Raw genomic sequence first — 25,815 nt, forward strand, 5'->3', positions numbered from 1 at the left:
TCCGTACGTCGCTAAACGGGCGCTTGCGCTTTTCTAAGAATTTTTTTCAGCTATTCGTCAAAACTAACTGCAAAAGGAGGGTTTGAGATGAGCAAAGGGAAAAAGAAGAAGAATAAGAACAAAGAAGAAATAAATGATATGAAAGATAATAAAAAATATCCTACAAACCGACCTCCAGGAAACTAAAGAAGATCATATAATTTAGGGAAAGGAATGTTTGCATGTCGGAACAAAATAAAAATCGCAATAAGGATAAGGGCAGACAGAGAAATGTTCTGAAATATAACACAGAGCCTGAGCATGGACGTAAGCATGATGATGCGGAGTTTGCTGAGGAAAGTGAATATCTTAATATAAATGGAAAGAAAAATAAGAGAAAACGCTAAGTGTTGTCTAAGAAAATAAAAAAGCATGAAGTCATCACTTCATGCTTTTAAATAGGTTAGCAAAACGTATCGGATTTTTTCGGATTATTCAATCCAAATAGTGGTCTTATAAATAATGCAACCCCAGTTCCGAGCATTGCCATAACCATCCATACCCAGCCATGTAAGCTGAAAGATGCAATTCCACCAAAGTATGCACCAATATTGCATCCGAATGCGAGTCTTGATCCATACCCCATCAATAGTCCGCCGATAACAGCGGCTCCAGCTACACCTGGTTTGATTTTTTGGGGTTTGAAGTTACCTTGTGCAGTTGCAGCAATAAATGCTCCAAGAATAATACCGAAATTCATGACACTGGTGGAGTCAGCTAATACAGTTTGTGTTAATGCCTCTCCAGTTGCTCCAGTGAAATATCCCCAGGATGATACGTCGACCCCAACTGCCTGCAATGTTTTTCCGCCCCATAGTGCAAAGGCAGATGTAATTCCCCAGGGCTGCCCTCTAACAGCTAGAGTAAGAGCATTTAAGATTGCTAGGACAATACCCGCAGCAAATAATGGCCATGCGCCTCTTAAGATTTTTTTCCATCCGGTTGTTGTAGCGAGTGGCTTCATTCTTGGCGGGTTCTTTCTTTTCGCAAATTGAACCAATATCAGATAAATAAGTCCAAACAAGATAAGTTGGACGACGAGTGCACCACCAAATCCAAGGCTGGTGGATTCAGCAAGCGAAAATGGTTCAAGGGCTGGTGTGCTCATCCAGAATGAGAAGTGATATGCTCCAATGGTAGATCCGATTATAAACGAAATAATCGTTAAAATCATGGAAGATGAGCCGCCTCCAAGATTATATAGTGTTCCTGATGCACATCCATTTCCAAGCTGCATTCCAATCCCAAAAAGAAATGAACCAAAAATGACGCTTACCCCGACTGGTGATACATAGCCGGATGGTTCTGTACCTGTAATACTAAAACCCGTACCCAGAATGATGGCAAATAGTACCGAAGCAAGAGCAAGCATTAGAATATGCGCCTGCAAGCCTTGAACATTACCAACCGACATCAGTCTGCGAAATGCGGAAGTAAACCCAAACCTGGCTTGCAATAGAGTTACTCCTAGAGCTAATCCAATAACATATAGTATGCCTTGTGTCGTGTTTGTTGTACTTACTATGGCAATAAATAATATAGTTGCGATAAGAATCCCAAATGTTAAAAAAGGTTTCTGTATCGGATTGAGTTCTTTAATAGTGGTTGTCGGACTGTTTGTATAATTTTGCTGTAAGATTGAATGTTGTTCCATTTGTAATCCCCCTATATCCAATGAAATTAATCAGATTTGGATATAGAAATATTAACCCAATTTAATGTTTTTGTAAATAGGAATCTTTTTACAATATTAAAACGCTATAATAAGAGGAACAGATAATCAAGGGGAGTGGGAATTTGCGCGTACTTATTGTTTATACACATCCTAATCATCATAGTTTAAGTGATGGCTTTTTACAGAACGTCATTGCTGGCTGTCAGGAAAATCCGAATGTATCAGAATTGGAGGTGCTCGATTTGTATGAAGAAAAATTTGATCCAGTGCTAGTTTTTCATGAGAATAAACGGCGGCGAGATATGCACCGTGATCCAAATCTTGAGAAATACCGAAACCAAATTCGTTCAGCAGATTTGCTTGTTTATATCTATCCGATTTGGTGGGGGAGACCACCAGCAATGCTATTAGGGTATTTTGACCAGGTTTTTGCTACAAATTTTGCTTATCGGTATAAAGGAAGATTTCTCTCAGAGGGCTTTTAAAGAGTAAGTCAGTAGTTTGTATTTCTACCATGAGGGGGCCGGCAATGTATCCGCTACTGTTGCTGAATAATTCCCATAAAGCTGTTATGAAAAAGGCGATATTTCGGTTTGTAGGAATAAAACAGGTAAAGTTCTTTGAATTTGGGGATATGGAAAATAAAAAGGGAACACAGCAAAAGAAAATAGACAAGGTGTACCGTTATTTTCAACGATTAAGTTCATGACTTTTCACATTCCATCAGAGTGAGATCCCTAAAGTCGCGTTAGCACGAGGAGGAACACCAACCGTAAACAAAGCTCCAATATCAGTTACTCGAAGTTTAATATATTTCGTGACAAAAGTAACAAATCTTTTCGGTGGAACGAGTAATCGCATTCCCAATCTTTTGGAAACAGTCTTATAAAAAGAAAAATCCGAACCAGGTCGAATTCTAACTGCAGAAGTTTGAATCACTGTTCGGATTTTTCTTTAACGAAAAAAACTTTTGTCCCAGCCCCGCTCTTAAGGTATTATTCATTTGTCAGTTGAAGGATCCATTCTTTAAAGTCTATCACGCGATTATGTGGAGGTTTGCTTTCTGTTCCAGCGATAATGAGGGGAGTTGTTGAATCTTCTTTATTTAATGATCCGTGTCCAGCTCCTCCGGCATGAGTAGGAGTCCCTTCACCAATGAATTCATATCCCGGCTTAGCATCAACGATTAAAAAACGTCCCTCATGGGAGTGCAATGCCCCGTATAATCTTGCTAAGGCATCTGGATAGTCTCCATACTTTATCCTATTTTCTTCATTAACTGATATATCCAATGCGGAAGGGTCTCCGTCGATACTCCAGCTTTTTCCATAGGGATCTAAAAATTTACCTTCAGGGCGAAAAGTTAACGTTTTATCGATTTCTCCCGACAGAACATGGTTTCCTTTTTCATCTTTCCATGCTAGGAATCCGATGCGGTCATCTGGGAGTAGCTGTTCCGTCATTTTTGAAATTGGAAGGCTTTCTTCGAGTAAATAGATATAGGACATACGAGAATTAACGCCTAACATCAGCTCGTCATTTGCTTCAATAGGATTTCCTAATTTTGGTATTCGATAGTGATCGGATAGCATGGTTAAATCTATTTGTGCTTCCGTTTCATTTTCTTTTATGGGTGCCTGACCACTATCGCCATAAACAAGGATGGTCATCTTTTCTAATGCTTCTCCCCAAGTAGGATACGCATCTAATATTTTTGCAATTCGATTATCCAGTTCTTCGATTCCCTGTAAATCGTCCTGCCCTTTTTCATGCACATGCTTATCTAAATCGGGTAAATATGCAAACGTGAATGAAGGCAACATATCATTTTCTATAAGATAGTTGATTTCATTGACCGAAAACGCATCGTTAATACCTAATCCCTGCCATACATTGTTATTTTTATTATTTTCAGGACTAAATTGAGATAAAACACCCATGGATAATAAATTTGGTCCTTTAACATCCGTATTTTTCGGTAATATATCGAAAGTGGAAGCAATTCTTGGGATATGAAGTTTATGATCTTGATTTCCACGATAAACTAACACATTAATCGCTGCAGACTGTTTTTGTTTATCGTCTAAATCTTCAAAAATGGTGGATACGTCTTTATTTAGATGGTCTTTATTTAAATGTTGAATACTGTCATTTAACACTTGCTTTACACCGAGTTTATAAATTTCAGAAGCACTGCTTCCATAATTTATTAGACGTTGTTCCTCTTCTTTATACCAGGCTAGTGCAGGTATTTGATGTTGATCGGCATATGTTCCAGTTAAAAGGGAGCTGTCAATAGTGACGGACATTGTTGGGTAGGAACTGACAACATCAGGGATATAGTTTCCATTATTTTTTAGAAAAGATAGGGCAGGTGCTCGGTCTTCTTCCATTGCTTTCTTTAATGGTTTATCCATAAGAGAATCCACTAGCAGTAAAATAACTGGTTTTGAGTTGGCATCGATGTTCAAGTGATCAATTTTAGCTTCAGGAGTTTTAAAACTAAACCATACTAATACTGATAAAACAATGGCTAGAGTGATAAGCGTAATTAGGAGCTTTTTAATCATCATATCCTCCTTTTTCATTTGTAAATGTGATGGTAGTCATAGTATGGATAAACTTCGTTGATTATATTTCATCTTTTTATTATAGTGGGTTGTATTCTAACAATGAAAAGGGTAATTTTGGGTATAATGAAATGGAAAATCATTTTATCGCGTGATAACTGGCTGAAAGTCTGCCTTTGATTAAAGATTATTTATTTTTAATAAGGATGATTCAATATGAACGTAAAAATGGAATTAACTTATAAGACCCCAAGAGGTACGGAAACGATATTCTTTACAGATGTCATGCAAGCTAAAAAAGCAATTTTGATTGTGGAAGATATCGAAAAGATGGGCCGTATGAAAGACCTGACTTTTATCGATGGACAAGATCGTTCTTGGACATTAAAAGAGTTAAAGAAATTTATGGAGGAAATTCAAACCGAACCCCATGATGTTACCGTATATTTTGATGGCGGATTTGACTTAGAAACGAAAAAGTCGGGATTAGGCTGTGTGATTTACTATAAACAAAACGGAAAAAATTTTCGATTGCGAAAAAATGCTCTTGTTGAGGAACTTGACACAAATAATGAGGCGGAGTATGCTGCGTTCTATTTAGGCTTGCAAGAAGTAGAGTTACTCGGTGTCCATCATTTGCCCGTCAGATTTGTTGGAGATTCCCAGGTGGTGATTAATCAGTTAAATGGAGAATGGCCATGCTATGAGGAAACATTATCAAAGTGGGCAGATCGGATTGAAGATAAAGCAAAACAATTGGGAATACATCCAGAATACGAAACGGTTTCCAGGAAAAAGAACAGAGAAGCTGATCATTTAGCATCACAGGCTTTGGATGGAACGGAAATTACAAGCAACGTGGAGATATCATAATTTTTTATCAAAGTGTAGTTGCTTTTTGGAGAGAGCTGCACTTTTTTTAAATAAATTATATTGTAGAATGAACGGATTTCGACATTATTAGACAAAATCCGGGAAGTGACAGGCACCACTAAAGTTGTGTAAATTAGTAGATTATATTACCATTTAGGATGGTAGAAATGTAAAATAAATAAGATATAGAATGAAAGGCTTGTAAATCTATACATAAGTAAAGGAGAAGAACAATTGAAAATAGGTATTGATAAGATAGGGTTTTATACTCCTCATTTGTACGTAGATATGAATAAGCTAGCTGTTGCAAGAAATGTCGAACCGGAAAAATTTACAATCGGCATTGGTCAGGAGAAAATGGCTGTTGCTCCAATTACACAGGATTCTGTAACATTAGCGGCTAATGCAGCATTACAAATTTTGGATGATGCAGATCGGGAAGCGATTGATTTTGTCATATTTGGAACGGAAACAGGGGTGGATCACTCCAAATCAGGTGCTGTCTATGTCCATCATTTATTAGGTATAAACCCAAATGCTCGTTCCGTTGAAGTGAAGCATGCCTGCTACGGCACGACAGCAGGCATTCAGATGGCAAAAGGACATGTCGCGTTAAATCCCGAAAGCAAAGTATTGGTTTTAGGATCTGATATTGCACGATATGGTTTGAATACTGGGGGCGAATCAACTCAAGGAGCCGGTGCAGTTGCTTTAGTGATTAGTGCAAACCCAAGAATTTTGACACTGGAGGATAAAAGTACATACTTAACTTCTGATGTTATGGACTTCTGGCGTCCGTTATACTCAGATAAAGCATTTGTTGACGGGAAATTTTCAAATGAACAGTATATTTCTTTTTTTCAAACGGTATGGGATAAATTTAAAGATGATACAGGTATGGAGCTCAATGATTTTGAAGCAATCTGCTACCACCTGCCATATACAAAGATGGGGCTTAAGGCATTAAGGACCGTATTAGATGAAGCAACAGAAGAAGTACAAGAGCGATTAAAAGAAAACTATAAAGTTAGCACACAGTACAACCGAAATGTTGGAAACATCTACACTGGATCATTATATTTAAGCTTGCTCTCCTTACTGGAATTACAGGAAGGATTAGAAGCAGGTTCAAGAATTGGATTGTTCAGTTACGGATCTGGTGCAGTAGGGGAGTTCTTCACTGGTATTCTAGAATCGGATTTTAGAGAGCATCTAGCTGCTGACCAGCATGCAAGCTTATTTGAATCTCGAAAAGAAGTGTCTGTTCCTGAATATGAAGAAATTTTCGATCAGACTTTACCAACAGACGGTTCCGATGTGGAACTTGATATTAATGAAGATCCAGCTAACATCTGTATTTCAGGAATAACAGATAATATGCGTCAATATGTAAACAAATTAAGATAGATAATAAAAAACTTTGGAGTCATCATATGAGGCTCCAAAGTTTTTTTGTTTTATCGACACATTCCGACAAATTCCGGGAAGTGACAGGCACCTAAATTGGCACCTAAATTTTATTGGCTACGGCTTCGGTTAAATCTGTTGTGGTTTTAGGGATAATCGTTTTAAGCACTGGATTAATTGCCGGACCCAGTACTCCTTTAGCAGTAATATCAAGATATCCTGTAATATTAGTTTTTCCTTCCGTTATTTCTTCGGCTTTAAAATATCCATCTCCTGTGAAATTTTCATTAATGCCTGTTAAGTTAAAGGTTACTTTGGTTGGTTCCTCCCAATTGGTGATATCAATCTTCATGTGGAGTGTTCGTTTCATAATGCCAATATCGCTGACAAATTTCCAGGTGGACTGATTTTCGCTTAATATCTTATGCTCAATGTATCCGGGCACTAACGGCGCCCAATTATTTATATCCCGAACAAAATTCCATATAGTGTTAATTGAGGTATTTAACTCAACTGTATGCTTTCCACTTGGCATACGAAAACCTCCTAAAAATAACTGTATATATAATGAGATATATTATAATCTTCATGTTATTATTCCTTTTTTTGTGTTTCAATTATGGAGAAAATCGTAATTTGGCTGGAAAGGTTAACTATTTTTGATAAAATGGATACTAGATTAGTTAAACTATTATGATGGCCATTAAGAATGTAGAAGATTTGTGCAGATGTGCAGGAATGGATTATTAATAAGAAGAAAGTGTTAATAAAGCGTGTCCTTTAAAGTGAAACAGGGACAATTCATTTACGAGTGGAAGGAAGATTATAATGCCAACTAATATAGAGCCTTTATCTAATGCAGAAATTTTAGCCATTTTAAGAGCTGCAGATGAAATCATTTTTTGAAGGAGGACGAACACTCCTTTCCAAAATCTTAAAGGATTCACGTGAGAAAAGAGTAGAGTATTGGCATTGGGAGTAGACAAGTGTAATGTATACGGGGTTTTTAAGTCTGCGAAAATGGAGAATGTCGTGGCAAAAATTGATTGGATGGTAGCTTATGATTTTCTGGATATTTCATATAATGGGAAATTGCCAATGATTGTTTTTACGGATCGCGGCTGGGAAATCGAAGCAAATCAGCGTACCGAGGAATTTTTGCGGGAGTGGGATCAGTGGATTAATGAAGGAAGACCTATTCCAGACATGACCTATTTAGAAGACCGAAACCGGCACATGATTTTGCTGCTTCTTGAAAAGGTGAAAGAAACCGGGGACAATAAATATATCCCTTATTTAGAGGCATGGTACAAGGTGGACTATAAGAAAGTAAGAGCCGCCATTCATGAAACGATTAAAGTATTCCAGTCGGAAGAGCCATTTGATCCAACTTCTGCAATCAAAAGAGAAAACACAATGAAAGAGGCGCTAAAAGGATTTGCCCCATTTGATTTTCGAATAAAGTGCTGGGAATGTGGAAAACGCTTTATATTTACGGTCGGTGAACAGAAATTCTATAAACAGAAAGGATTTTCTGAGCCAAAACGATGTAAACCATGCAGAGAGAAACGTAAATTGGAATTGTATTTTTAACTTCTTTTTGATTTCGACAAAATACAACAAAATCCGGGGAGTAACAGGCACTCTAAAAGGAGAGGGTAAGATGTTAGTAAATAAATTTTTGGATTTTTATCTTAGAGAGAATGTTTCTTATATTCAAGGGGAAAGTACGATAAGAGAATTGAAGAAGGGATTTTCGCTTGATCGAAAATATGTCATAGATGAAACATATTTATTAAAGGTATGTTCCAATCAGGATTTAGAACGTAAAAAGCAAGAGTTTCAAGTTCTGAAAACAGCTTTAGATTATTCTAATTCTGTTCCTAAAGGATTGGAATTTAATTCATTTCACAATTTTGGATTAAGCTACATGGTGGTTACCTATTTGCCTGGCAAGGATGCAGAAGAAGCTTTGCCCGAATTAACGGTCGCGGAACAATATAATAGTGGCTTTATTGCTGGTTTGGAATTAAAGAAACTTCATCAGATTCACGCTCCAGACAATTATCCATCCTGGTACTCCACTAAGAAGAAGAAATCCGCTAACTATTTGGAACAATTTCAGCAACTGGATATTAGTAAGAAATTAAAGGATATTCTAACGACGTATATTACGGAACATGAACATCTTATGAAGCATCGCCCGAACAGGTTTCAACATGATGATTTTCACCCATCCAATATACTTATTCATAACAGAACATTTTCTGGCATCATTGATTTCGGGAGAATGGACTGGGGAGACCCAATCCATGATTTTCAAAAATTAGGATTTTTTTCTAAACCGGTAAGCATTCCATTTACAAGAGGGATTATCGATGGATACCATGAAAATGAAAAAATCGATGAATCGTTTTGGCGTTTATTTACGCTGTATAGTGCAATGCATATTGTTTCAGCTCTGGTCTGGGGGAAGAATCGGAGTGAGGAACAGTATCAATTGATGTTAAAAAAATCACTTGAGGTTGTTGATGATCATGATTCTTTTCAGCGGGTGGTACCAAAATGGTATAACTGAACAACATAAGGAGGGGGGTTGAGTGAAGATTCATGATATACATGTAAAAGGTGCGATCGATATGGAAACGCGCTGCAAGCATTACCATCAAAACATCGATCGGATTGCAATTAAGTTTTATTGCTGTGGGGAGTATTTTCCATGTATAACTTGTCACAATGAGTATGGATGTGGAAATAGGCAAGTGTGGCCACGAAGTAAATTTGATGAAAAAGCCATTCTATGTGGAGCATGTGGAAACGAACTTACCATTAGTGAATACTTAGAAAGCGGTTCTACATGTCCAGCTTGTCAGGCTGGATTTAATCCGGGATGCCGGATGCATTACCATTTTTATTTTGAAATGTAATGGGTGTGAATTACACAGATAGGTAAGTGTATAGGGTACCCTTGTATTTATTTTTACACGTTAGGAAAGTATAAAATTTTAACATGAAGAGGATTCATCGTAGTTAAAATTTTAATGTACCAAGTATAAGAAAAACTAAGACATTCGCTAAAGGATGAGCGAATGCGAGTTTTTCTAAAAGTGGACTTTTTCAAAAGTATATGCTTGCAAATATATTATGGAAACGGCAAAAATCGACAAAAACCGGGAAGCGCCAGGCACCTCAACGAGGGTTGCGGCACATTCCCGGAATGAGAAAGATATCAATAAATAACCAAATCCATAAAACGGTTAAGGGAAGATAACCTATCAGGATCCACGAAGTTGCCCAGCCGCTAATTCCAAGCAATAATTGTATAATTCCAGTGCCTACGCGACCAGTATAAAAGCGATGGATACCGATTTGCCCTAAGAAAAACCAAAGAACATAGGCTAACGCAATACTTTTTTGGGGCATGAAAAAACCTCCTTCTTTTCTCTTATAACCTTATTTTACAACATATGTTAAGTAGTTTGTTGTGATTATTAAATTATCCTATGAAGAGGATTTGTATTCTGCACTATACGTATTTTCCCCTGCATGAACCGACAGTAGTGTATCTGCATATCCGACGAGCCGATTGACGATTTCATCTGCAAGCGCATATACGAGCGGATGCAATTCAGAATCATATAAATGCGGGTCATCAAAAATAATCGTTGTATTGATAAAGATGTTCTTATGCCCCCATAAATTATAATGAACGATTACCTTACCTGCAGCACCGCCTCCTCTTATTCTATCATGAAATCCAGGAAGGAAAACATACCATTCTTCTGCTGTAGCAGATCGCATGTTTTTGGTGAACTTCATTCCTTCAATTTCTGCTTCAATTCGTTTTTTTAATCCAGGATTTACGACTTCAACTACTTTCTTATTTTTCATGTAATTAACGCACCTTTCTTGTATTGTTCCAGCTTGGATGGTAAATTCATCGGAAAAGCTTAACAATTTATATTTTGATAAAATATGGCGTATTTAGTATTTTTTTATTTCTTCTTCCTATAAAACTTCCCCAGCACGTGGTTTTCTATGTTAGCGAAAAGAACGAATATATCTTCACGTTTGTATGTTTCTTCATAAATCAGGAATAGAGTATGAAGCTGGACCTACTTGTCTCCTATCCCGTTTTGTTGTGATTACGATTCCGTGGATTGATGTTAAAAAACATTTTATCTCGTGATTAATTGGCTGTAAGACTCTTAACGAGAAGAATACGAGATACTTCAAGAATGAGAAGTGGGGGAGGGCAGCCAGTAAACTCCTTATTTGTTCATCTAACTATCAGTGGGGATGAAAAATACCACTGATTGAAGATTCACTTTAATATACCTACAAGACAAAATGAATAATTATCCCTGAAAATTTTCTTTTTCAAAATTTTTCTCTCCCTTTTGAGCGGGGAGTAAATTGAATACTGCTTTAAACCATGTTTTCCTGCATTTGAAGACACGCTATTATCTCTAATTATAATGGCGAATTAATTACTGAATATTAATTAAGTTATTAATAGTATAATAATTAATTCGGATACATATTTTCATATATAAGTAAGTGTATTTATCCTAATGTACCCAATCGAAGGCTTTTAATTACTTAATAAATGTTTGCAGGATATTCCATCTAATCTTCAAAGTAATTTTACTCCATAAAAAATTATTAAATTATCAAGGTTTAACAAGAAAGTTAAATGGAGGGGATTCAATGAAAGAGGAACAAAAATTACTGAGGATTTTAGGTAATCGGGATGTGTTGGCGCTGGCTTTCGGTGCAATGATTGGCTGGGGATGGGTCGTTACAACTGGTCTGTGGATTACGGAAGCAGGTTCATTGGGGGCCATTCTTGCTTTTGTGATTGGTGGGATCCTTGTGTTACTAGTTGGTTTAACTTATGCAGAATTGGCATCAGCCATGCCACTTGTTGGTGGGGAGCATGTCTATACATTTAAGGCCATGGGTAGAGTGGTATCATTTATTGCAACATGGGCAATTATTTTTGGTTATATTTCTGTAGTGGCATTTGAAGCTGTGGCACTACCGACAGTTTTTGAATATTTGTTACCTAACTTTAGTCATGGACATTTATATACCATCGCTGGCTGGGATGTAACAATTACATGGGCTGGTACAGGAATTTTAGGGTCGATTTTAATTGCCTGGATTAATTACCGGGGTATTAAACTAACATCCGCAATTACAATGATCTTTACACTATTAATTATCCTCTCTGGAATATTATTAATTACAGGCAGTACGGCGACGGGTAATGTGCAAAATATGCAGCCATTATTTGAAACAGGAATGGCAGGAGTTTTAACGGTTGTAATTATGACGCCATTTATGTTTGTAGGATTTGATGTAATCCCACAGGCAGCAGAAGAAATTAATCTGCCTAAAAAAAGAATTGGGCAATTGCTGATTTTTTCCGTTGCGTTAGCAGTTATTTGGTATATAGCGATTATATTAGGTGTTTCTCGATCGCTTAGACCATCCGCGTTAGGTGAATCAGATCTTGTTACAGCTGAGGCAATGGTTGCAGCATTCGGTGGAAGTCAGCTTATGGGGAATGTTCTTGTTATTGGTGGAATCGGTGGGATTTTAACGAGCTGGCTTGGTTTTTATGTAGGGGGAAGTCGGGCAATTTATGCGTTGGCAAAAGCTGGTATGCTGCCAAAATCCTTAGGGGAACTACATCCAAAATATAAAACCCCGCATAAAGCGATCCTATTAATTGCAGTACTTTCCACAGCAGCTCCTTTATTGGGGAGATCTGCTCTTGTTTGGTTTGTAGATGCAGGTGGGATTGGCCTTGTGATTGCATGGCTACTGGTTGCAATATCGTTTATTATTTTAAGAAAGAAAGAGCCTGGTATGAATCGCCCATTTAAGTTGGCGGGTGGCTCAGCAGTTGGGTGGATTGCTGCTGTCATGGCAACTGGTGTGACTTTTTTATATTTACCAGGAATGCCGTCTGCCTTAGGAGTACCGGAATGGATAATTGTCGGGTTTTGGATTGTCCTGGGGATTGTTTTATATAATTACTCAATGGCTAAGTACGGGAAAGAAAATACAGATAAATATATGAATGATGAAATTGACCGGATTACCTAAACGTAAATTAAATATGAAGAGGCTCTGTAGCGACTTTTGCAGAGCTTTTTTTCTTTTTTGCTCCATTAGAAATTCCAAGAAATTCACAAAGGAGACGAAAAGTTAGGTATGTGGGGATTGCTGTTTCATTGAATCATCTTGCAACACGTTTAGCACTATGTTTTTTTTCTTATAGTTGGGACGACGTTAAAATTTTATATTTTCCTTATAACAAGTAAAAGAAGCTACCATCTTTTGATAGCTTCTTTCCATTCGACAAAATTCGTGAAGTGACAGGCACCAATCAGGCAAGGGTGAAGCCTAAATCTTCTGCTACGATTTTATTAATGACTTTGCCTTTAGATATATTAACGCCCTTTTGCAATGATGGCTGGTCATTGACAGCATTTTCTAATCCTTTGTCAGCAATTTGCAATGCGTATGGAATGGTTGAATTAGTTAAAGCGATGGTGGCAGTTCTCGGAACAGAGCCGGGGATATTTGCTACGGCATAATGTACAACCTGATGTTTTACATGAATTGGCTGGTCATGGGTTGTAGGCCGATCAATCGTTTCAAAATTTCCTCCCTGGTCAATAGCCACATCCACAATAACAGAACCAGGTTTCATACTTTTTGCCATATCTTCTGTTACCAGTTTCGGTGCTTTTCTTCCAGGAATTAATACAGATCCAATAACTAAGTCGGACTCTATGACAGCACGCTCAATATTATAAGGGTTCGACATTAATGTGTTTATTTCACTTCCAAATAGGTCATCTAATTCTCTTAAACGATTTGGATTAAGGTCGATAACGGTAACATCTCCCCCTAACCCAGTGGCAATCTTGGCTGCATTGGTTCCAACTACACCACCACCAATAATGGTTACCTTTCCACGTGGTACACCTGGAACTCCGGATAATAAGATTCCTTTTCCACCCTCTGTTTTCTCAAGGTATTGAGCACCAATTTGTGCAGCCATTCTTCCAGCAATTTCACTCATTGGTGTTAACAGGGGAAGTTTCCCATTTTCTTCAACGGTTTCATAAGCAATGGCCGTAATTCCAGAGTCCACCAAGCGTTTAGCAAGTTCAGGTTCTGCGGCCAAATGCAAGTAGGTAAATAAGATGAGATTTTCGCGAAAATATTGGTATTCTTCTTTCAGTGGTTCTTTCACTTTTAAAATCATGTCTGAATGATTCCAAACGGTACTTGCCTTATTTTCAATAATCGCTCCAGCGCGTATATACTCGTCATCCGTATAGCCGCTTCCTAATCCTGCATCTTTTTCAATTAACACTTGGTGACCATGGTTAACAAATTGAGTTGTTCCAGCAGGTGTCAACGCAACACGGTTTTCGTTGTTCTTAATTTCCTTTGGTACACCAATAATCATGATTATCCTCCTTTTCTTCAAAAATATCATTCGACAAAATTCGGGAAGTGACAGGTACCTTTAAATTGAGTCTTTTAGGGTGTTGATTAGGAATTGGAGTTCTTCTTTTGTGATGGATAGTGGTGGTGACATTGTAATAATATTGTTGTATCCTGCGACCGTATCACTCGTTTTTCCGATAATCACGCCTTTTTCTTTACAGCGGGCTATCACCGCTGCAGCACGTTCTTCTTCAATTGGTTCTTTTGTTTGCTTATCTTTGACTAGTTCAATTCCTGCAAGCAGACCTTTTCCACCACGAACATCACCTACATTTGGATGTTCTTTTAGAACCTCTAGTTCTGCAAACAGCCATTCACCCAGTTTTTTCGAGTTTTTCACCAAGCTCTCTCTTTCCATGATTTCCAGGTTCTTGATGGCAACGGCACATGCAGCAGGGCTTCCACCAAATGTGTTTACATGGCGAAAATGATCGTATTCATCCGTTGAAGTAAATGCTTCGTAAATTTCCCGTTTTACAGCTGTTGCTGCAAGTGGCATATAGGCACTGGTAAGGCCTTTTGCCATGGTGACAATATCCGGTTTTACATCATAGTGCATAAAACCAAAAGGCTTTCCTGTTCTCCCAAACCCGTTGATGACTTCATCAGAAATAAGCAATGCACCATGCTTATCACAAATTTCCCGAACACGTTTCATATAGTTATCATGGGGAACTAACACGCCTCCTCCAGTAATGATAGGCTCCATAATAACCCCTGCAACCGTATCAGGAATTTCCCAAGTAATAGTCTTATCGATTTCGTCCGAAGCCTGAATACAGCATTCGCCGTTCTCATTTGAAAACGGACTTCTGTAACAATCTGGTGGACTTACATGTACAAAACCAGAAGCAAGTGGTTCATACTTATATGCTCGCTGATTCTGCCCTCCTGCAGCTAATGTGGCAAAGGAATTTCCGTGATAGGAACGATAGCGTGATACAAATTTATATCGATTTGGTTCACCTTTCTGCTGGTAGTATTGACGGGCTATTTTAAACGCGGTTTCATTGGCTTCCGATCCACTGTTGGAATAGAAAATAACATAGTCATCTCCAAGCCATTCATTTAGCTTCTCGCTTAACTGGATGCCAGGAATGTGACTTTGCGTTAATGGGTAGTATGGCATTTCTTTTAATTGCTTAGCGGCTGCATCGGCTAATTCATGTCGGCCACATCCAACATTTACACACCATAATCCCGCCTGACCATCCAAATATCTGTTTCCATCAATGTCTGTGATCCAGACTCCATCTGCCTTTGCACTAATCATCGTTCCTTCAGGATTATACTTTTTCATCGCATGCCATAGGTATTTTTCATCTTTTTCTAAAAGCGTTTGTTTTTCCGTCTTTGTTTTCATAAAAAAACTCCTTTCTCATACATCATATGACGATTGTCGTTTGTCGACAATATGATTTATCTATAATTAAACACAAAATTATCAATAAGTCAATAATTTTCAAACAAATATAAAAATGGAGTGGGTTAAAATAAAAATCTATTTGGCAGAGCCATTTACGTGATTAACTTGCTGTAAGATTCTATTTGCAAAGTTCAATATACGTTAAGAATTGGCAAGCGAAAATCAACACTTTTAAACAGAATATAATTTATTTAAAAAATATATTGACAATTTAAAAGCTGTGAATTACGCTTTAAGTAAAATTGCCGACAATCGACTTTGTTTATTGGGATAAAGTGCTTTATGTATAAAAACGTATGATTTTAATTATTTACATTCTTCTCTTACCAATAATCCTTTAACCTATAATTAATTGTCGAAAGATTTTTAAAATGGGTAACAAAATAAGAATCCAAATAAGCTATGGAAGCATATACTGTTATAAGAGATATATCATGCATTTGTTTTTAAACTTAAAAAATGGAGGGGTTTGTATGGTGTTTTTTCCGATTTCTGAGTATCAAGAAAGATTGAAACAGACGAAACACCGTATGGCTACCAATGGCATTGACGTATTACTAGTAACAGACCCTGCAAACATGAACTATTTAAGCGGCTATGATGCTTGGTCTTTTTACGTGCATCAGCTGCTCGTCATATTTATAGATGAGGATCAGCCATACTGGATTGGGAGAGGACAGGATGCGAGTGCCGCGGTTCACACATCCTGGCTGGATAGGGAGCATATTTATCCATATGCAGATGATTATGTACAGTCAACTGAGAAACACCCAATGGAATTTGTAAGCGATTTTATTAAATCAAAGAATCGTGATAAGCATATCATTGCAGCAGAGTTTGATGCGTATTATTTTACAGCGAAAAATTTTATGAAATTATACGAATGCCTCCCGAATGCAACATTTATTGATGGCACCAACCTAGTAAATTGGGTTCGGATTATTAAATCGGAAAATGAGATTGAATGCATCAAAATTGCCTCAAAAATATCGGAACATGCCATGCAAGCTGCATTCGACTCCATTGAGGTGGGTGTGAAGCAATCAGATGCTGTAGCTGCGATTTCCCATGCACAGATTCGGGGAACGGAAGATTATGGGGGAGATTACCCAGCCATTGTTCCATTGCTGCCAACCGGGGAAAAGACATCTGCCTGTCACTTAACATGGACAGATGATATGTTTAATCAGGGTGACCCAGTTATAATTGAACTTGCTGGATGTTACAAGCGCTATCATTCTCCGTTAGCAAGAACTGTAATTTTGGGTATTCCTGATGATAAATCACAATATATTGCTGATGTAGTCGTGGAAGGAATTAACACAACACTTGACATCATAAAGCCTGGTATGACATGTGGGGAAGTAGAATTGGTTTGGAAAAAAGTAATTGAAAAACATGGAATTATAAAAGATTCCCGACTTGGCTATTCCATGGGTCTTAACTATCCACCTGATTGGGGAGAGCATACGGCGAGCTTAAGGGCAGGTGATGACACAGTACTCCAGCCAAATATGACCTTCCATATGATACCTGGTATCTGGCTGGATAATATGGGAATTGAGATTAGCGAATCATTCCGGGTAACAGAAACTGGTTGTGAAGTGCTAGCAGACTTTCCGCGTGAACTGCTTGTCAAACCAAATATTCGCTTGGCATAAAATCTAGGAGGTTATGTCGTCATCGTTCTACAATCCGATTTGTATCATCCATTATAAAAAGGACCATTTCCTAAAAATGACAGGAAACGGTCCTTTCCATATTCAGTCTTTATTCCAGCTTTTCCCATACTTGAGGATTAAGTAAATTTGGCGGTTTTCTTCCGCTTAATCCTGCTTCCAGATTTTCTGCTGCTAATTCGGACATCTTTAATTCTGTTTCATGGGAGGAAGATCCGATATGTGGCAAGGTGACAACATTTTTCATTATAAGCAGCTCATTATCAGGTTCTACTGGTTCCTGTTCAAATACATCCAGTCCTGCTGCCCGAATTTCATTGTTTTTTAAGGCATCGATTAAATCCTGCTCAACTACCGTCTTTCCTCTAGATGCATTAATAAAAATAGCAGAGTCTTTCATTAACTGAAATTCACGTCTTCCAATCATACCCTCTGTTTCTTTTGTCAAAGGTGTTATTAGACAAACGAAATCGGATTCCCTTAATAAGTCATCCAAACTTTTATACGTAGCATCATATTTCTCTTCTGCATCTAGCTTTCGAGTGCGGCTATGATATAAAATATCCATATGAAAGCCGAAGTGGGCACGCTGGGAAATGGCATTACCTATCCGCCCCATGCCAATAATTCCCAACTTCTTATGGTGAACATCCACACCATAATGCTCTTCTGTTAATGATTGCGTCCACTGACCGGATTTGACGAAATAGTCCAGCTCAGGAATTCTTCTTGCTGTGGCTAAAATCAAGCCAAATGCCATATCTGCTACGGTGTCTGTCAGGATTCCAGGAGTATTGGTGGCCATGATATTTCGTTTTGTTAGTTCGGGTATATCCAGGTTATTATAACCAACCGAAACATTGCTCACGATTTTTAGATTTGGAGCCTTTTCCAGTAGTTCCTGATTAACGGGTAATGCCAGCCCAATAATTCCCTCTGCCTCAGATAGAGCATTTAAAAATTCAGGATCGGAACTAGGATCAATATTTTTAAAAAAGAGTACATCATGTTTTTCCTTTAATTGATCTAAAACGGGTTTTTCCACCCTGTCATAGGCTAGAATTTTCATACAATCTTCCCCTTAATAAGTTCTAATATTCACAGATTACATACGTTCAAAATAACGGGTAAAAAGAAAGAAGTCAAGGTGAATTTATAAATTTTTAACAATTCGGATAGTTATTGACAATTCCGAGTACATCTTTTAAAATGGATATAACTAGTTGTCGACAATCGACACAATGAATTACTTACACTGAAAACCAAGAAGGAGTCAAACCAGATGAACGAAGACAATATTTTATTAAGAAAGCCGCTAGGAGAGTTAATTGCTGAACAATTAAAGCAGGATATTTTTAATCAAAAAATTGAATTTGGGGAGCGGTTAATAGAAGCTGACTTGGCAGAACGATTTGATGTCAGCAGAAGCACGATACGGGAAGCATTAAAAATCCTCGAACAGGAGGAACTTGTCACAAGCAAAGCGCGTAAAGGAACATTTGTTTCTGAGTTTACGGAAAAAGATTTGGATGAAATGACGGAATTGCGGTTGATTCTGGAAGTAAATGCATTCATAAGAGCATTGAAAAATTTGGAAGAGAACCATTACAGAGATCTACAGGCAATTATTGATGAAATGAAGATACAAGCAGAAAAGAAAAATTGGAATGCCTTGTTCGATCTGGATATGCAGTTTCATCAATATGTCGTTCGTATTTGCGGCAATTCGAGAATTGTAAAAATCTATGAAGCGATTAGTATACAAATTCGTGTCTATCTAGCACATCTTGACCAGTATTATACCAACCCGGTTTCCTTTTACAAGGAGCATAAAGAGTTATTTGATGCATTAGTTCTCAAAGATAAGCAACTAGTGAAAAAACAAGTTGAAAATCATATCAATTATGTGGAAGAAAAATTGCTGCGAAAAATAGCGGATGAATAAATGTTTAATAAGTTAGTACTTATGGAATAACAAATAAAAGATATTTTAAAGATGGGGAGAGGTGTCCAGTGGAAAGTTATAACATGTATATCAATGGAGAATGGGTTGGAGAGGGTTTTGAAACAATCGATGTGACGAATCCAGCGAATGGGGAATTAATAGGAAAGGTACCCTTTGCCGGGGAAGAAGAGACGAATAAGGCAATCGATGCCGCACATAATGCATTTAAAGAATGGTCAGGATTAACAGCATATGAACGTGCCGATTATTTGCAAAAACTATACCAGCTGATGATGGAACATCAGGAAGAGTTGGCCGAAATCATGACATTGGAGATGGGGAAACCAATTAAAGAATCGCGTGGAGAGGTCCAATATGCTGCATCCTTTATTGAATGGTTTGCTGAGGAAGGAAAAAGGGTCTATGGGGAAACCATTCCTAGCCATCTTCGAAATAAACGCCTTCAAGTCTGGAAAAAAGCCGTTGGGGTAGTTGCCGCCATTACGCCATGGAATTTTCCGGCAGCTATGTTAACAAGAAAAATGGGTCCAGCTCTTGCTGCGGGGTGTACAGTTGTTATCAAACCATCCAGTGAAAGTCCATTGAGTGCAATTAAACTGATGGAGCTGTGCGAAAAAGCAGGTTTTCCAGAAGGGGTTGTAAATCTTGTAACAGGTTCTTCCTCGAAAATTGCCAAAGCGATTATGGAAAATAAGAAAGTACGTAAGATTACCTTTACCGGTTCAACGGAAGTAGGAAAAATTCTGATACGACAAAGTGCGGATCAAGTTAAAAAACTCTCCCTTGAGCTTGGTGGTCACGCACCAATGATTGTATTGGATGATGCTAATGTAGATGCTGCTGTAAAAGGAGCGGTAGCATCGAAATTCAGAAACACTGGTCAAACATGTATTTGTGCAAACCGCATATATGTTCAATCAGGAATTTATGATGAGTTTGTAGAGAAGTTCGCAGCAGCTGTCAAAGAATTGAAGGTTGGAAATGGTATCGACGAATCGGTGGATGTAGGGCCACTGATTAATAAAGCAGGTCACGAAAAAGTATCCAATCATGTGGATGATGCAGTTAGTAAAGGCGCAACAGTTGTCACTGGTGGGAAATCTTTATCTGAGGCTGATCATGGTGCGTTTTATATGCCTACCGTTATAAAAGATGTGAGTGAATCGATGATCGTAATGCAGGAGGAAACGTTTGGCCCAGTTGCCCCTGTACAAAAAGTGGAGACTGAAGAAGAGGCCATTACATTTGCTAATAGCACCCCGTATGGTTTAGCAGCGTATGTGTTTACGGAAAATGTCGCACGCGGCATGCGTGTCATTGAACAGCTTGATTTTGGAATTGTTGGTTGGAATGAAGGTGCTCCATCAGCAGCTCAGGTTCCTTTTGGTGGTATGAAAGAAAGTGGTGTCGGTAGAGAAGGTGGTCATGAGGGGATTGATGCCTTTGTAGAATCTCAGTATGTGGCAATTGGAATGGAATAAATACAGAAGAGGTGGTTTGCGATGAAAGAAAAACTGCAAACAGAACATGCTCCGAAGCCAACAGGTCCCTATTCACAGGGGGTTAAAATGGATGGGCTGATTTTTGTTTCCGGGCAGGATGGTGTGCATCCAGATGGAAAAACTGCTGGTGAATCCATAGAATTGCAAACCAGGGCCTGTTTGACAAATATAGAGAATATCCTGAAGGAAGCCGGCGCAGGTCTTGAAGATATTGTCCATATGACGTGTCATCTTGCGGATTTATCTAAAGAGAATGTTCGTGCATTTAATCAAGCATACGCTGCATACTTTGAGAATGTGGACATTATGCCAGCTAGAATTACGGTTGGAAGTGTATTGATGGAAACCGATGTGGAGATTACAGCACTCGCTTATAAGAAGTAGTTTACCAGGAAAATAGGAGGGAAGTGTCGTTGGAACTATCTAATCGGGCAGAACAGATGAAAGCTAACCTGATAAAGTGGAGGAGGCATCTTCATCGTTATCCGGAATTGAGTTTTCAGGAGCTGGAAACTTCTAAATTTGTAGAGAGAGAGCTTAAAAAAATTCCTGGAATGAAGGTAGAAAAAGCGGTTGGATATTCTACTGCGGTTGTCGGTACACTTTCCTCGGGAACAGGATTTGCGATAGCAATACGTGCTGATATGGATGCTTTGCCGATTCAGGAACAAAATGATGTCGCATACCGCTCAGAAAACGACGGTGTTATGCATGCTTGTGGCCATGATGCACATACTGCCATTGTCCTGGGAACTGCTCATTTACTAAGCGAACTTTTTCAAGAAGGTCATTTACAAGGAACGGTCAAGTTTTTATTTCAGCCAGCAGAAGAACATGTCGATGAAAGTGGGAAAAGTGGTGCACCATATATGATTCAAGCAGGAGTACTGGAGGATGTGGATGCTGCCATTGCCTTGCATATGAGCCCTGAAAATCGATTTGGTGAAGTGCAGATCCATGATGGATACGGTATGGCAAATGCTGATGTGTTTAAGGCGAAAATTATCGCATCAGGTGGGCATGGGGCCTATCCGCACTTAGGTACCGATCCGTTTTGGATGTTAACTCCAGTATTGCAGGCACTATATGGAATTCCCGGACGAAGGACTTCCCCACTCGAATCTGCGGTTGTGACCATTGGAAGCATACATGGTGGTTCAACAAGCAATGTTATTCCCACCACGGTTGAAATACAAGGCACTATTCGAAGTTATACTCCTGAAGTAAGGGATACATTATACGAAGAGATACAGAATGCATTTCAGATGGTGAAAAATTTCGGTGGCGATTACGATCTGCAATTTATTCAGGAAGACCCTGCGTTAAAAAACGACCCTAGAGTCAACCACATTATTAAAAACGTAATTAAGGACGTTTTTTCCCATTTTCATATTATAGATAAGCCATTCGGTTTAGCGGGCGAAGACTTTGCCCATATGGCACAAAAGGTTCCAGCTGCCATGTTTTTTCTAGGATGTGCGGTTGATGGGAAACTGCGAAACTTGCATACACCCGATTTTGATATTGATGAACGGGTCCTGCCAGCAGGTGCTTCCATATTAGCTGAAGCAGCAAGACGCTTTCTAACAGGGGAAATAGGAGTAACCGGAACAAGGGGAGTGAGTTTATGAAACGTAAAGCTGTAAATTTACAGGACGTATGGAAAGCACGAAGCCGCATTGCTCCCATTGTTCAACATACCCCTCTAATGTTTTCGGAGGAATTATCACAGTTGACGGGGAAATCAGTGTACTTAAAACTGGAAAATCTAAACACCACCAATTCTTTTAAAATTAGAGGAGCAGCGAACAAGATTTTGAGTTTAACAGACGAAGAACGAAACAAAGGAATAACGACCTTTTCAACAGGGAATTTTGGCTTGAGTGTAGCTTATGTTGCCAAAAAGCTTGGAATTAAAGCTGTCATATGTATCTCTCAACGTGTTCCAGATGCAAAAGTAGAAGTATTAAAAAGAACTGGTGCAGAAATTGAAGTCATAGGGGATTCCCAGGATGATGCAGAACAACATAGTTATGATTTGGAAAGGGAGCAAGGTTTGACGGTTATTCACCCATTTGATGATCCTCATGTAATTGCTGGGCAGGGAACAATTGGTTTGGAAATATTGGAAGATTTTCCGGAAGTGGATACGGTACTTGCGGGTCTATCTGGTGGAGGACTGCATTCCGGACTGGGCGTTGCACTAAAAAATACGAATCCTTCCCTCCGTCTAATAGGTTTATCTACAGCAAATGGAGCTGCGATGTACGAAAGTATTCAAGCTGGTAAACCAATCGTAGTCGAGGAACAGAATACACTGGCAGACAGCTTGCTCGGAGGGATTGGCTTACAAAATCACTATACCTTTCAGATGGTAAGACAGTATGTGGACGATATTGCCCTCCTAAATGAAAAAGAATTTGCTGATGGTATGCTTTTTATGCTGGAAAAACATCGTATGGTAATTGAAGGGGCAGCAGCGTCTGGAATCAGTGCCATCTTAAACAACAAAGTGAATACCGGTTCTAATGTTGTAATTGTGGTTAGTGGGTGTAGTGTAGATATATCTGTTGTCTTGAAAATGCTCGATAATACTAATGGATTAAGTACAATCGATAGAATCTGACGTAAATGTGTGCACCGCCCGATTCCGATCCGGGCAGTCGCATACCTTAGGGCACGGCTTTAGCCTCTAGCGGAAAACCGCCGTTGCTCAGGTCTAATCACGCGTTTTTTCCGCTAGATTCGACAGCTCTACACTCCAATCAACCAGCTTCATAGAATAGCGATTAGAAGTTAAAAAATTATTGAGCCTAATAAATGTAAGGAAGATAAAAGCGCAAAACTAGCGAAGGAAATACACGGAGACTCCTGCGGGAAGAAAGGCATCGGTGAGACCCCTAAAAAAGGAAACACGAGGAGGCTCACCAGCCGCCCGCAGAAAGCGTAGTGTATTTCCGTAGCGGTAGATATAATTAAAAAGCAACATACGATAAGATCTAATTTCTTTGATGCTGTTTTAGAAATTCCTAGAAATAGAACATTTTAAATAAATCTTAAGTATATAGAGGGAGGGTAACACCTCATGGATAAAATTTTATTTAATGATTCCATCGTTCAACGTGATAAATTAATTGATATTGAGGATCGTGGTTATCAGTTTGGAGATGGAATCTATGAAGTGATTGGTGTATATGATGGGAATTTTTTCATGTTAGATGAGCATCTGGAACGATTGGAAAGAAGTGCGAAGGAAATTAGATTATCCTTTCCCTACCAGAAACAACAATTAAAAGAGCGGCTGGAAAAGTTAGTAACTGTCAATCAACTAAAGGAAGGTGTGATATATTTACAGATTACACGCGGGGAAGCGGAAAGATGGCATCATTTTCCGTCGGATGATACGAAACCTAATCTAGTGGCTTACACGAAGCTGGAAGAAACGTTAATGGAAGAAGAAAATAATGGGGCTGCTGCTGTGTTGACCGAAGATATTCGCTGGCTGCGTTGTGACATAAAAACATTAAACCTGTTACCTAATGTACTAGCGAAGCAAAAAGCGGTGGAGCATGATGCCGTGGAAGCAATTTTTTACCGAGGTGATATCATTACCGAGGCAAGTGCTTCCAATGTATTTATCGTAAAAAATGGCGAAGTTTATACCCATCCGGCGAATAACTACATCTTAAATGGGATTACGAGAAGAAAAGTGTTGGCGTTATGCATGGATCTTGGAATAAAAGTAAATGAAGAAACCTATAGCGTGCAAGACTTACTTACTGCAGATGAGGTGTTTGTAACAGCAACAAAATTGGATGTCGTACCGATTATTAGAGTAGATCAGCAGTCGATTGGAACTGGTTATCCAGGGAAGATAACACAGAAAATTGTTGAGGCTTTCCGAGCTTCAGTTCAGGAATTGGTGCGTTCGTCATAAAAGTGGCTGTTCAAAAGGAGGAGGAACTCATTGAACACACACTAAAAGCTTAATCTTGGAGGGATCGTCATGCTGCCACATGTTAATTCACTAGTAGAAAGTCATACGGTAGCGGAAATTGACCTTGCTGCATTTCGTTCAAATGTGAATACGATGAAAGGGAAGTTGGATCACAGCATTTTTTTAGCTGTTATTAAAACAAATGCCTATGGTCACGGCATTGTCCCCATTGCGCAAGAGGCAGTAGAAGCAGGTGCAGAGCGCCTTGGTGTTACTACAGTGGAAGAAGGTGCTCTGCTGCGCCAGAGCGGAATACATAGTCCTATACAAATACTAAGTACGATTACCCCGGATCAAGCGGACGATGTTGTTCATTATCATCTAATTGCATCAATCAGCTCAGAGAATATTGCTAAAGCTATCAGCAACTCTGCTGTTAAACAAAATCGGTCAGCTACGGTACATTTAAAACTGGATACGGGTTTACATCGATTTGGTATCAATCCTGAGAAGGCAGAAGCTTTTTGTAAGGCTTGTTATTTCTTGCCGAATGTATATTGGGAAGGAATCTATACACATTTTTCAAATGCAGATGAAGGAGATTGGGTTACGACAGAACAACAGTATCAGTTATTTCGGAATACAGTGAAAGCGTTAGAAAAAAGGGAATACCTTTTCCCTCTAAAACATGTAGGAGCTTCAACAATTGCCATCGAACGCAAACATATGCACTTGGATATGGTGCGACCAGGGATTGCGTTATTCGGCTATCAGCCAGATGTCCGCCAGAGGAACATAATTTCCTTAAAACCAGTGATGACATTGAAAACCAAATTAGTTCATCTGCGTACTCTGCCTCCGAATTCAAAGGTTGGTTATGGCGGCAATTATGTAACAAAAAGACATGAGAAAATAGGAATTATCCCAATTGGTCACGGTGACGGATACAAAAGAAGGTTATCGAATAATGGATATGTGCTAGTGAGGGGACAGCGGGTTGAGATTGTTGGTACGATTTCCCTAGATCAAACGTTTATTAACGTAACGGATGTCCCCGGCGTAAAGGAAGGGGATGAGGTTGTTCTGATTGGCAGCCAGGGTGAGGATACCATTTCTGCACGGGATGTTGCCGATTGGATTCATAGCAACGTAGATGAAGTACTCGCCAGCTTAATGGATCGGGTTAGAAGAATATATACGTGAAA

Annotated in this window: 23 protein-coding genes and 1 pseudogene; 16 read left to right on the forward strand and 8 right to left on the reverse strand. The window is 38.8% G+C overall.

The genetic code is table 11. From position 1 onward, the window contains the following. Positions 1 to 221: 221 nt before the first annotated feature. Positions 222 to 386, forward strand: coding sequence for a hypothetical protein (locus GMJ66_RS20490; RefSeq protein WP_197046753.1), 165 nt, complete (start codon positions 222 to 224; stop codon positions 384 to 386). A gap of 56 nt (positions 387 to 442) precedes the next feature. Here the strand turns inward: GMJ66_RS20490 and GMJ66_RS16865 are convergent, their stop codons facing one another. Continuing rightward, positions 443 to 1,693, reverse strand: coding sequence for a YeeE/YedE family protein (locus tag GMJ66_RS16865; protein ID WP_156291492.1), 1,251 nt, complete (start codon positions 1,691 to 1,693; stop codon positions 443 to 445). Positions 1,694 to 1,836: 143 nt separating this feature from the next. Here GMJ66_RS16865 and GMJ66_RS16870 point away from each other — a divergent pair. Continuing rightward, a pseudogene (locus GMJ66_RS16870) lies at positions 1,837 to 2,423 on the forward strand (NAD(P)H-dependent oxidoreductase). 286 nt (positions 2,424 to 2,709) lie between these two features. Here the strand turns inward: GMJ66_RS16870 and GMJ66_RS16875 are convergent. Continuing rightward, a complete protein-coding gene (locus GMJ66_RS16875; protein WP_156291493.1) occupies positions 2,710 to 4,284 on the reverse strand; it encodes an alkaline phosphatase family protein in 1,575 nt (524 codons plus the stop codon). A gap of 216 nt (positions 4,285 to 4,500) precedes the next feature. On the opposite strand from GMJ66_RS16875, the gene GMJ66_RS16880 reads away from it, so the two are divergent. Continuing rightward, positions 4,501 to 5,157, forward strand: a complete 657-nt coding sequence (locus GMJ66_RS16880) for a ribonuclease H family protein (protein WP_156291494.1) — start codon at positions 4,501 to 4,503, stop codon at positions 5,155 to 5,157. Positions 5,158 to 5,391: 234 nt separating this feature from the next. Further along, the gene (locus GMJ66_RS16885; RefSeq protein WP_156291495.1) at positions 5,392 to 6,564 is read left to right on the forward strand and encodes a hydroxymethylglutaryl-CoA synthase; all 1,173 of its coding nucleotides are present in this window, start codon (positions 5,392 to 5,394) and stop codon (positions 6,562 to 6,564) included. 103 nt (positions 6,565 to 6,667) lie between these two features. Here the strand turns inward: GMJ66_RS16885 and GMJ66_RS16890 are convergent, their stop codons facing one another. Further along, the gene (locus GMJ66_RS16890) at positions 6,668 to 7,099 is read right to left on the reverse strand and encodes a CoxG family protein (RefSeq protein ID WP_156291496.1); all 432 of its coding nucleotides are present in this window, start codon (positions 7,097 to 7,099) and stop codon (positions 6,668 to 6,670) included. Positions 7,100 to 7,530: 431 nt separating this feature from the next. Between GMJ66_RS16890 and GMJ66_RS20495 the strand changes: the two genes are divergently transcribed. From GMJ66_RS20495 to GMJ66_RS16905, 3 genes are all read left to right on the forward strand, one after another. Beyond that, positions 7,531 to 8,157 (forward strand): zinc-ribbon domain-containing protein, encoded by a 627-nt coding sequence (locus GMJ66_RS20495; RefSeq protein WP_331279695.1) that lies wholly within the window; start codon positions 7,531 to 7,533, stop codon positions 8,155 to 8,157. 70 nt (positions 8,158 to 8,227) lie between these two features. After that, positions 8,228 to 9,142, forward strand: a complete 915-nt coding sequence (locus GMJ66_RS16900) for an aminoglycoside phosphotransferase family protein (RefSeq protein WP_156291497.1) — start codon at positions 8,228 to 8,230, stop codon at positions 9,140 to 9,142. 61 nt (positions 9,143 to 9,203) lie between these two features. Next, complete coding sequence (locus GMJ66_RS16905) at positions 9,204 to 9,491, forward strand: CHY zinc finger protein (protein WP_156291554.1); 288 nt, start codon at positions 9,204 to 9,206, stop codon at positions 9,489 to 9,491. Positions 9,492 to 9,753: 262 nt separating this feature from the next. Here GMJ66_RS16905 and GMJ66_RS16910 read toward each other — a convergent pair whose 3' ends face one another. Both GMJ66_RS16910 and GMJ66_RS16915 read right to left on the reverse strand, forming a co-directional pair. Next, on the reverse strand, positions 9,754 to 9,987 hold the full coding sequence (locus GMJ66_RS16910; RefSeq protein ID WP_156291498.1) for a TM2 domain-containing protein: 234 nt from the start codon (positions 9,985 to 9,987) through the stop codon (positions 9,754 to 9,756). A gap of 78 nt (positions 9,988 to 10,065) precedes the next feature. Next, positions 10,066 to 10,455 (reverse strand): hypothetical protein, encoded by a 390-nt coding sequence (locus tag GMJ66_RS16915; RefSeq protein WP_156291499.1) that lies wholly within the window; start codon positions 10,453 to 10,455, stop codon positions 10,066 to 10,068. Between the two features lie 819 nt (positions 10,456 to 11,274). On the opposite strand from GMJ66_RS16915, the gene GMJ66_RS16920 reads away from it, so the two are divergent. Further along, a complete protein-coding gene (locus GMJ66_RS16920) occupies positions 11,275 to 12,681 on the forward strand; it encodes an APC family permease (protein ID WP_156291500.1) in 1,407 nt (468 codons plus the stop codon). Between the two features lie 283 nt (positions 12,682 to 12,964). Here GMJ66_RS16920 and ald read toward each other — a convergent pair whose 3' ends face one another. After that, the gene (gene ald, locus GMJ66_RS16925) at positions 12,965 to 14,059 is read right to left on the reverse strand and encodes an alanine dehydrogenase (RefSeq protein ID WP_156291501.1); all 1,095 of its coding nucleotides are present in this window, start codon (positions 14,057 to 14,059) and stop codon (positions 12,965 to 12,967) included. Positions 14,060 to 14,119: 60 nt separating this feature from the next. Beyond that, a complete protein-coding gene (locus GMJ66_RS16930) occupies positions 14,120 to 15,463 on the reverse strand; it encodes an aspartate aminotransferase family protein (RefSeq protein WP_156291502.1) in 1,344 nt (447 codons plus the stop codon). 536 nt (positions 15,464 to 15,999) lie between these two features. Here GMJ66_RS16930 and GMJ66_RS16935 point away from each other — a divergent pair. After that, positions 16,000 to 17,187, forward strand: coding sequence for a M24 family metallopeptidase (locus tag GMJ66_RS16935; RefSeq protein ID WP_197046754.1), 1,188 nt, complete (start codon positions 16,000 to 16,002; stop codon positions 17,185 to 17,187). Between the two features lie 109 nt (positions 17,188 to 17,296). Here GMJ66_RS16935 and GMJ66_RS16940 read toward each other — a convergent pair whose 3' ends face one another. Beyond that, positions 17,297 to 18,274 (reverse strand): 2-hydroxyacid dehydrogenase, encoded by a 978-nt coding sequence (locus GMJ66_RS16940; RefSeq protein ID WP_156291503.1) that lies wholly within the window; start codon positions 18,272 to 18,274, stop codon positions 17,297 to 17,299. 213 nt (positions 18,275 to 18,487) lie between these two features. Here GMJ66_RS16940 and GMJ66_RS16945 point away from each other — a divergent pair, with 213 nt between their 5' ends. The 7 genes from GMJ66_RS16945 (at position 18,488) to alr (ending at position 25,813) form a co-directional block, all read left to right on the forward strand. Then, complete coding sequence (locus GMJ66_RS16945; protein ID WP_156291504.1) at positions 18,488 to 19,150, forward strand: GntR family transcriptional regulator; 663 nt, start codon at positions 18,488 to 18,490, stop codon at positions 19,148 to 19,150. 83 nt (positions 19,151 to 19,233) lie between these two features. After that, a complete protein-coding gene (locus tag GMJ66_RS16950; protein WP_156291556.1) occupies positions 19,234 to 20,652 on the forward strand; it encodes an NAD-dependent succinate-semialdehyde dehydrogenase in 1,419 nt (472 codons plus the stop codon). 21 nt (positions 20,653 to 20,673) lie between these two features. Next, the gene (locus GMJ66_RS16955; protein ID WP_156291505.1) at positions 20,674 to 21,057 is read left to right on the forward strand and encodes a RidA family protein; all 384 of its coding nucleotides are present in this window, start codon (positions 20,674 to 20,676) and stop codon (positions 21,055 to 21,057) included. Positions 21,058 to 21,080: 23 nt separating this feature from the next. Next, positions 21,081 to 22,304, forward strand: coding sequence for a M20 metallopeptidase family protein (locus GMJ66_RS16960; RefSeq protein ID WP_407939242.1), 1,224 nt, complete (start codon positions 21,081 to 21,083; stop codon positions 22,302 to 22,304). Beyond that, positions 22,301 to 23,299, forward strand: coding sequence for a hydroxyectoine utilization dehydratase EutB (gene eutB / locus GMJ66_RS16965; RefSeq protein ID WP_156291506.1), 999 nt, complete (start codon positions 22,301 to 22,303; stop codon positions 23,297 to 23,299). The genes GMJ66_RS16960 and eutB overlap by 4 nt, the downstream gene beginning before the upstream one ends. Positions 23,300 to 23,758: 459 nt before the next feature. Next, positions 23,759 to 24,610, forward strand: a complete 852-nt coding sequence (dat, locus tag GMJ66_RS16970; protein WP_156291507.1) for a D-amino-acid transaminase — start codon at positions 23,759 to 23,761, stop codon at positions 24,608 to 24,610. Positions 24,611 to 24,679: 69 nt separating this feature from the next. Then, entirely contained in the window at positions 24,680 to 25,813 is a 1,134-nt protein-coding gene (gene alr / locus GMJ66_RS16975; protein WP_156291508.1) for an alanine racemase, read from the forward strand. Positions 25,814 to 25,815 lie beyond the last annotated feature (2 nt).

The organism is Oceanobacillus salinisoli, assembly GCF_009733865.1.
GTDB lineage: Bacteria > Bacillota > Bacilli > Bacillales > Amphibacillaceae > Oceanobacillus > Oceanobacillus salinisoli.

What these genes read in the sequence shown, in the direction of transcription:
- GMJ66_RS20490 (WP_197046753.1), top strand. Translation starts at nt 222, where the DNA reads ATGTCGGAACAAAATAAAAATCGCAATAAGGATAAGGGCAGACAGAGA.
- GMJ66_RS16865 (WP_156291492.1), bottom strand. Translation starts at nt 1,693, where the DNA reads ATGGAACAACATTCAATCTTACAGCAAAATTATACAAACAGTCCGACA.
- GMJ66_RS16875 (WP_156291493.1), bottom strand. Translation starts at nt 4,284, where the DNA reads ATGATTAAAAAGCTCCTAATTACGCTTATCACTCTAGCCATTGTTTTA.
- GMJ66_RS16880 (WP_156291494.1), top strand. Translation starts at nt 4,501, where the DNA reads ATGAACGTAAAAATGGAATTAACTTATAAGACCCCAAGAGGTACGGAA.
- GMJ66_RS16890 (WP_156291496.1), bottom strand. Translation starts at nt 7,099, where the DNA reads ATGCCAAGTGGAAAGCATACAGTTGAGTTAAATACCTCAATTAACACT.
- GMJ66_RS16900 (WP_156291497.1), top strand. Translation starts at nt 8,228, where the DNA reads ATGTTAGTAAATAAATTTTTGGATTTTTATCTTAGAGAGAATGTTTCT.
- GMJ66_RS16905 (WP_156291554.1), top strand. Translation starts at nt 9,204, where the DNA reads ATGGAAACGCGCTGCAAGCATTACCATCAAAACATCGATCGGATTGCA.
- GMJ66_RS16910 (WP_156291498.1), bottom strand. Translation starts at nt 9,987, where the DNA reads ATGCCCCAAAAAAGTATTGCGTTAGCCTATGTTCTTTGGTTTTTCTTA.
- GMJ66_RS16915 (WP_156291499.1), bottom strand. Translation starts at nt 10,455, where the DNA reads ATGAAAAATAAGAAAGTAGTTGAAGTCGTAAATCCTGGATTAAAAAAA.
- GMJ66_RS16920 (WP_156291500.1), top strand. Translation starts at nt 11,275, where the DNA reads ATGAAAGAGGAACAAAAATTACTGAGGATTTTAGGTAATCGGGATGTG.
- ald (WP_156291501.1), bottom strand. Translation starts at nt 14,059, where the DNA reads ATGATTATTGGTGTACCAAAGGAAATTAAGAACAACGAAAACCGTGTT.
- GMJ66_RS16930 (WP_156291502.1), bottom strand. Translation starts at nt 15,463, where the DNA reads ATGAAAACAAAGACGGAAAAACAAACGCTTTTAGAAAAAGATGAAAAA.
- GMJ66_RS16935 (WP_197046754.1), top strand. Translation starts at nt 16,000, where the DNA reads ATGGTGTTTTTTCCGATTTCTGAGTATCAAGAAAGATTGAAACAGACG.
- GMJ66_RS16940 (WP_156291503.1), bottom strand. Translation starts at nt 18,274, where the DNA reads ATGAAAATTCTAGCCTATGACAGGGTGGAAAAACCCGTTTTAGATCAA.
- GMJ66_RS16945 (WP_156291504.1), top strand. Translation starts at nt 18,488, where the DNA reads ATGAACGAAGACAATATTTTATTAAGAAAGCCGCTAGGAGAGTTAATT.
- GMJ66_RS16950 (WP_156291556.1), top strand. Translation starts at nt 19,234, where the DNA reads ATGTATATCAATGGAGAATGGGTTGGAGAGGGTTTTGAAACAATCGAT.
- GMJ66_RS16955 (WP_156291505.1), top strand. Translation starts at nt 20,674, where the DNA reads ATGAAAGAAAAACTGCAAACAGAACATGCTCCGAAGCCAACAGGTCCC.
- eutB (WP_156291506.1), top strand. Translation starts at nt 22,301, where the DNA reads ATGAAACGTAAAGCTGTAAATTTACAGGACGTATGGAAAGCACGAAGC.
- dat (WP_156291507.1), top strand. Translation starts at nt 23,759, where the DNA reads ATGGATAAAATTTTATTTAATGATTCCATCGTTCAACGTGATAAATTA.
- alr (WP_156291508.1), top strand. Translation starts at nt 24,680, where the DNA reads ATGCTGCCACATGTTAATTCACTAGTAGAAAGTCATACGGTAGCGGAA.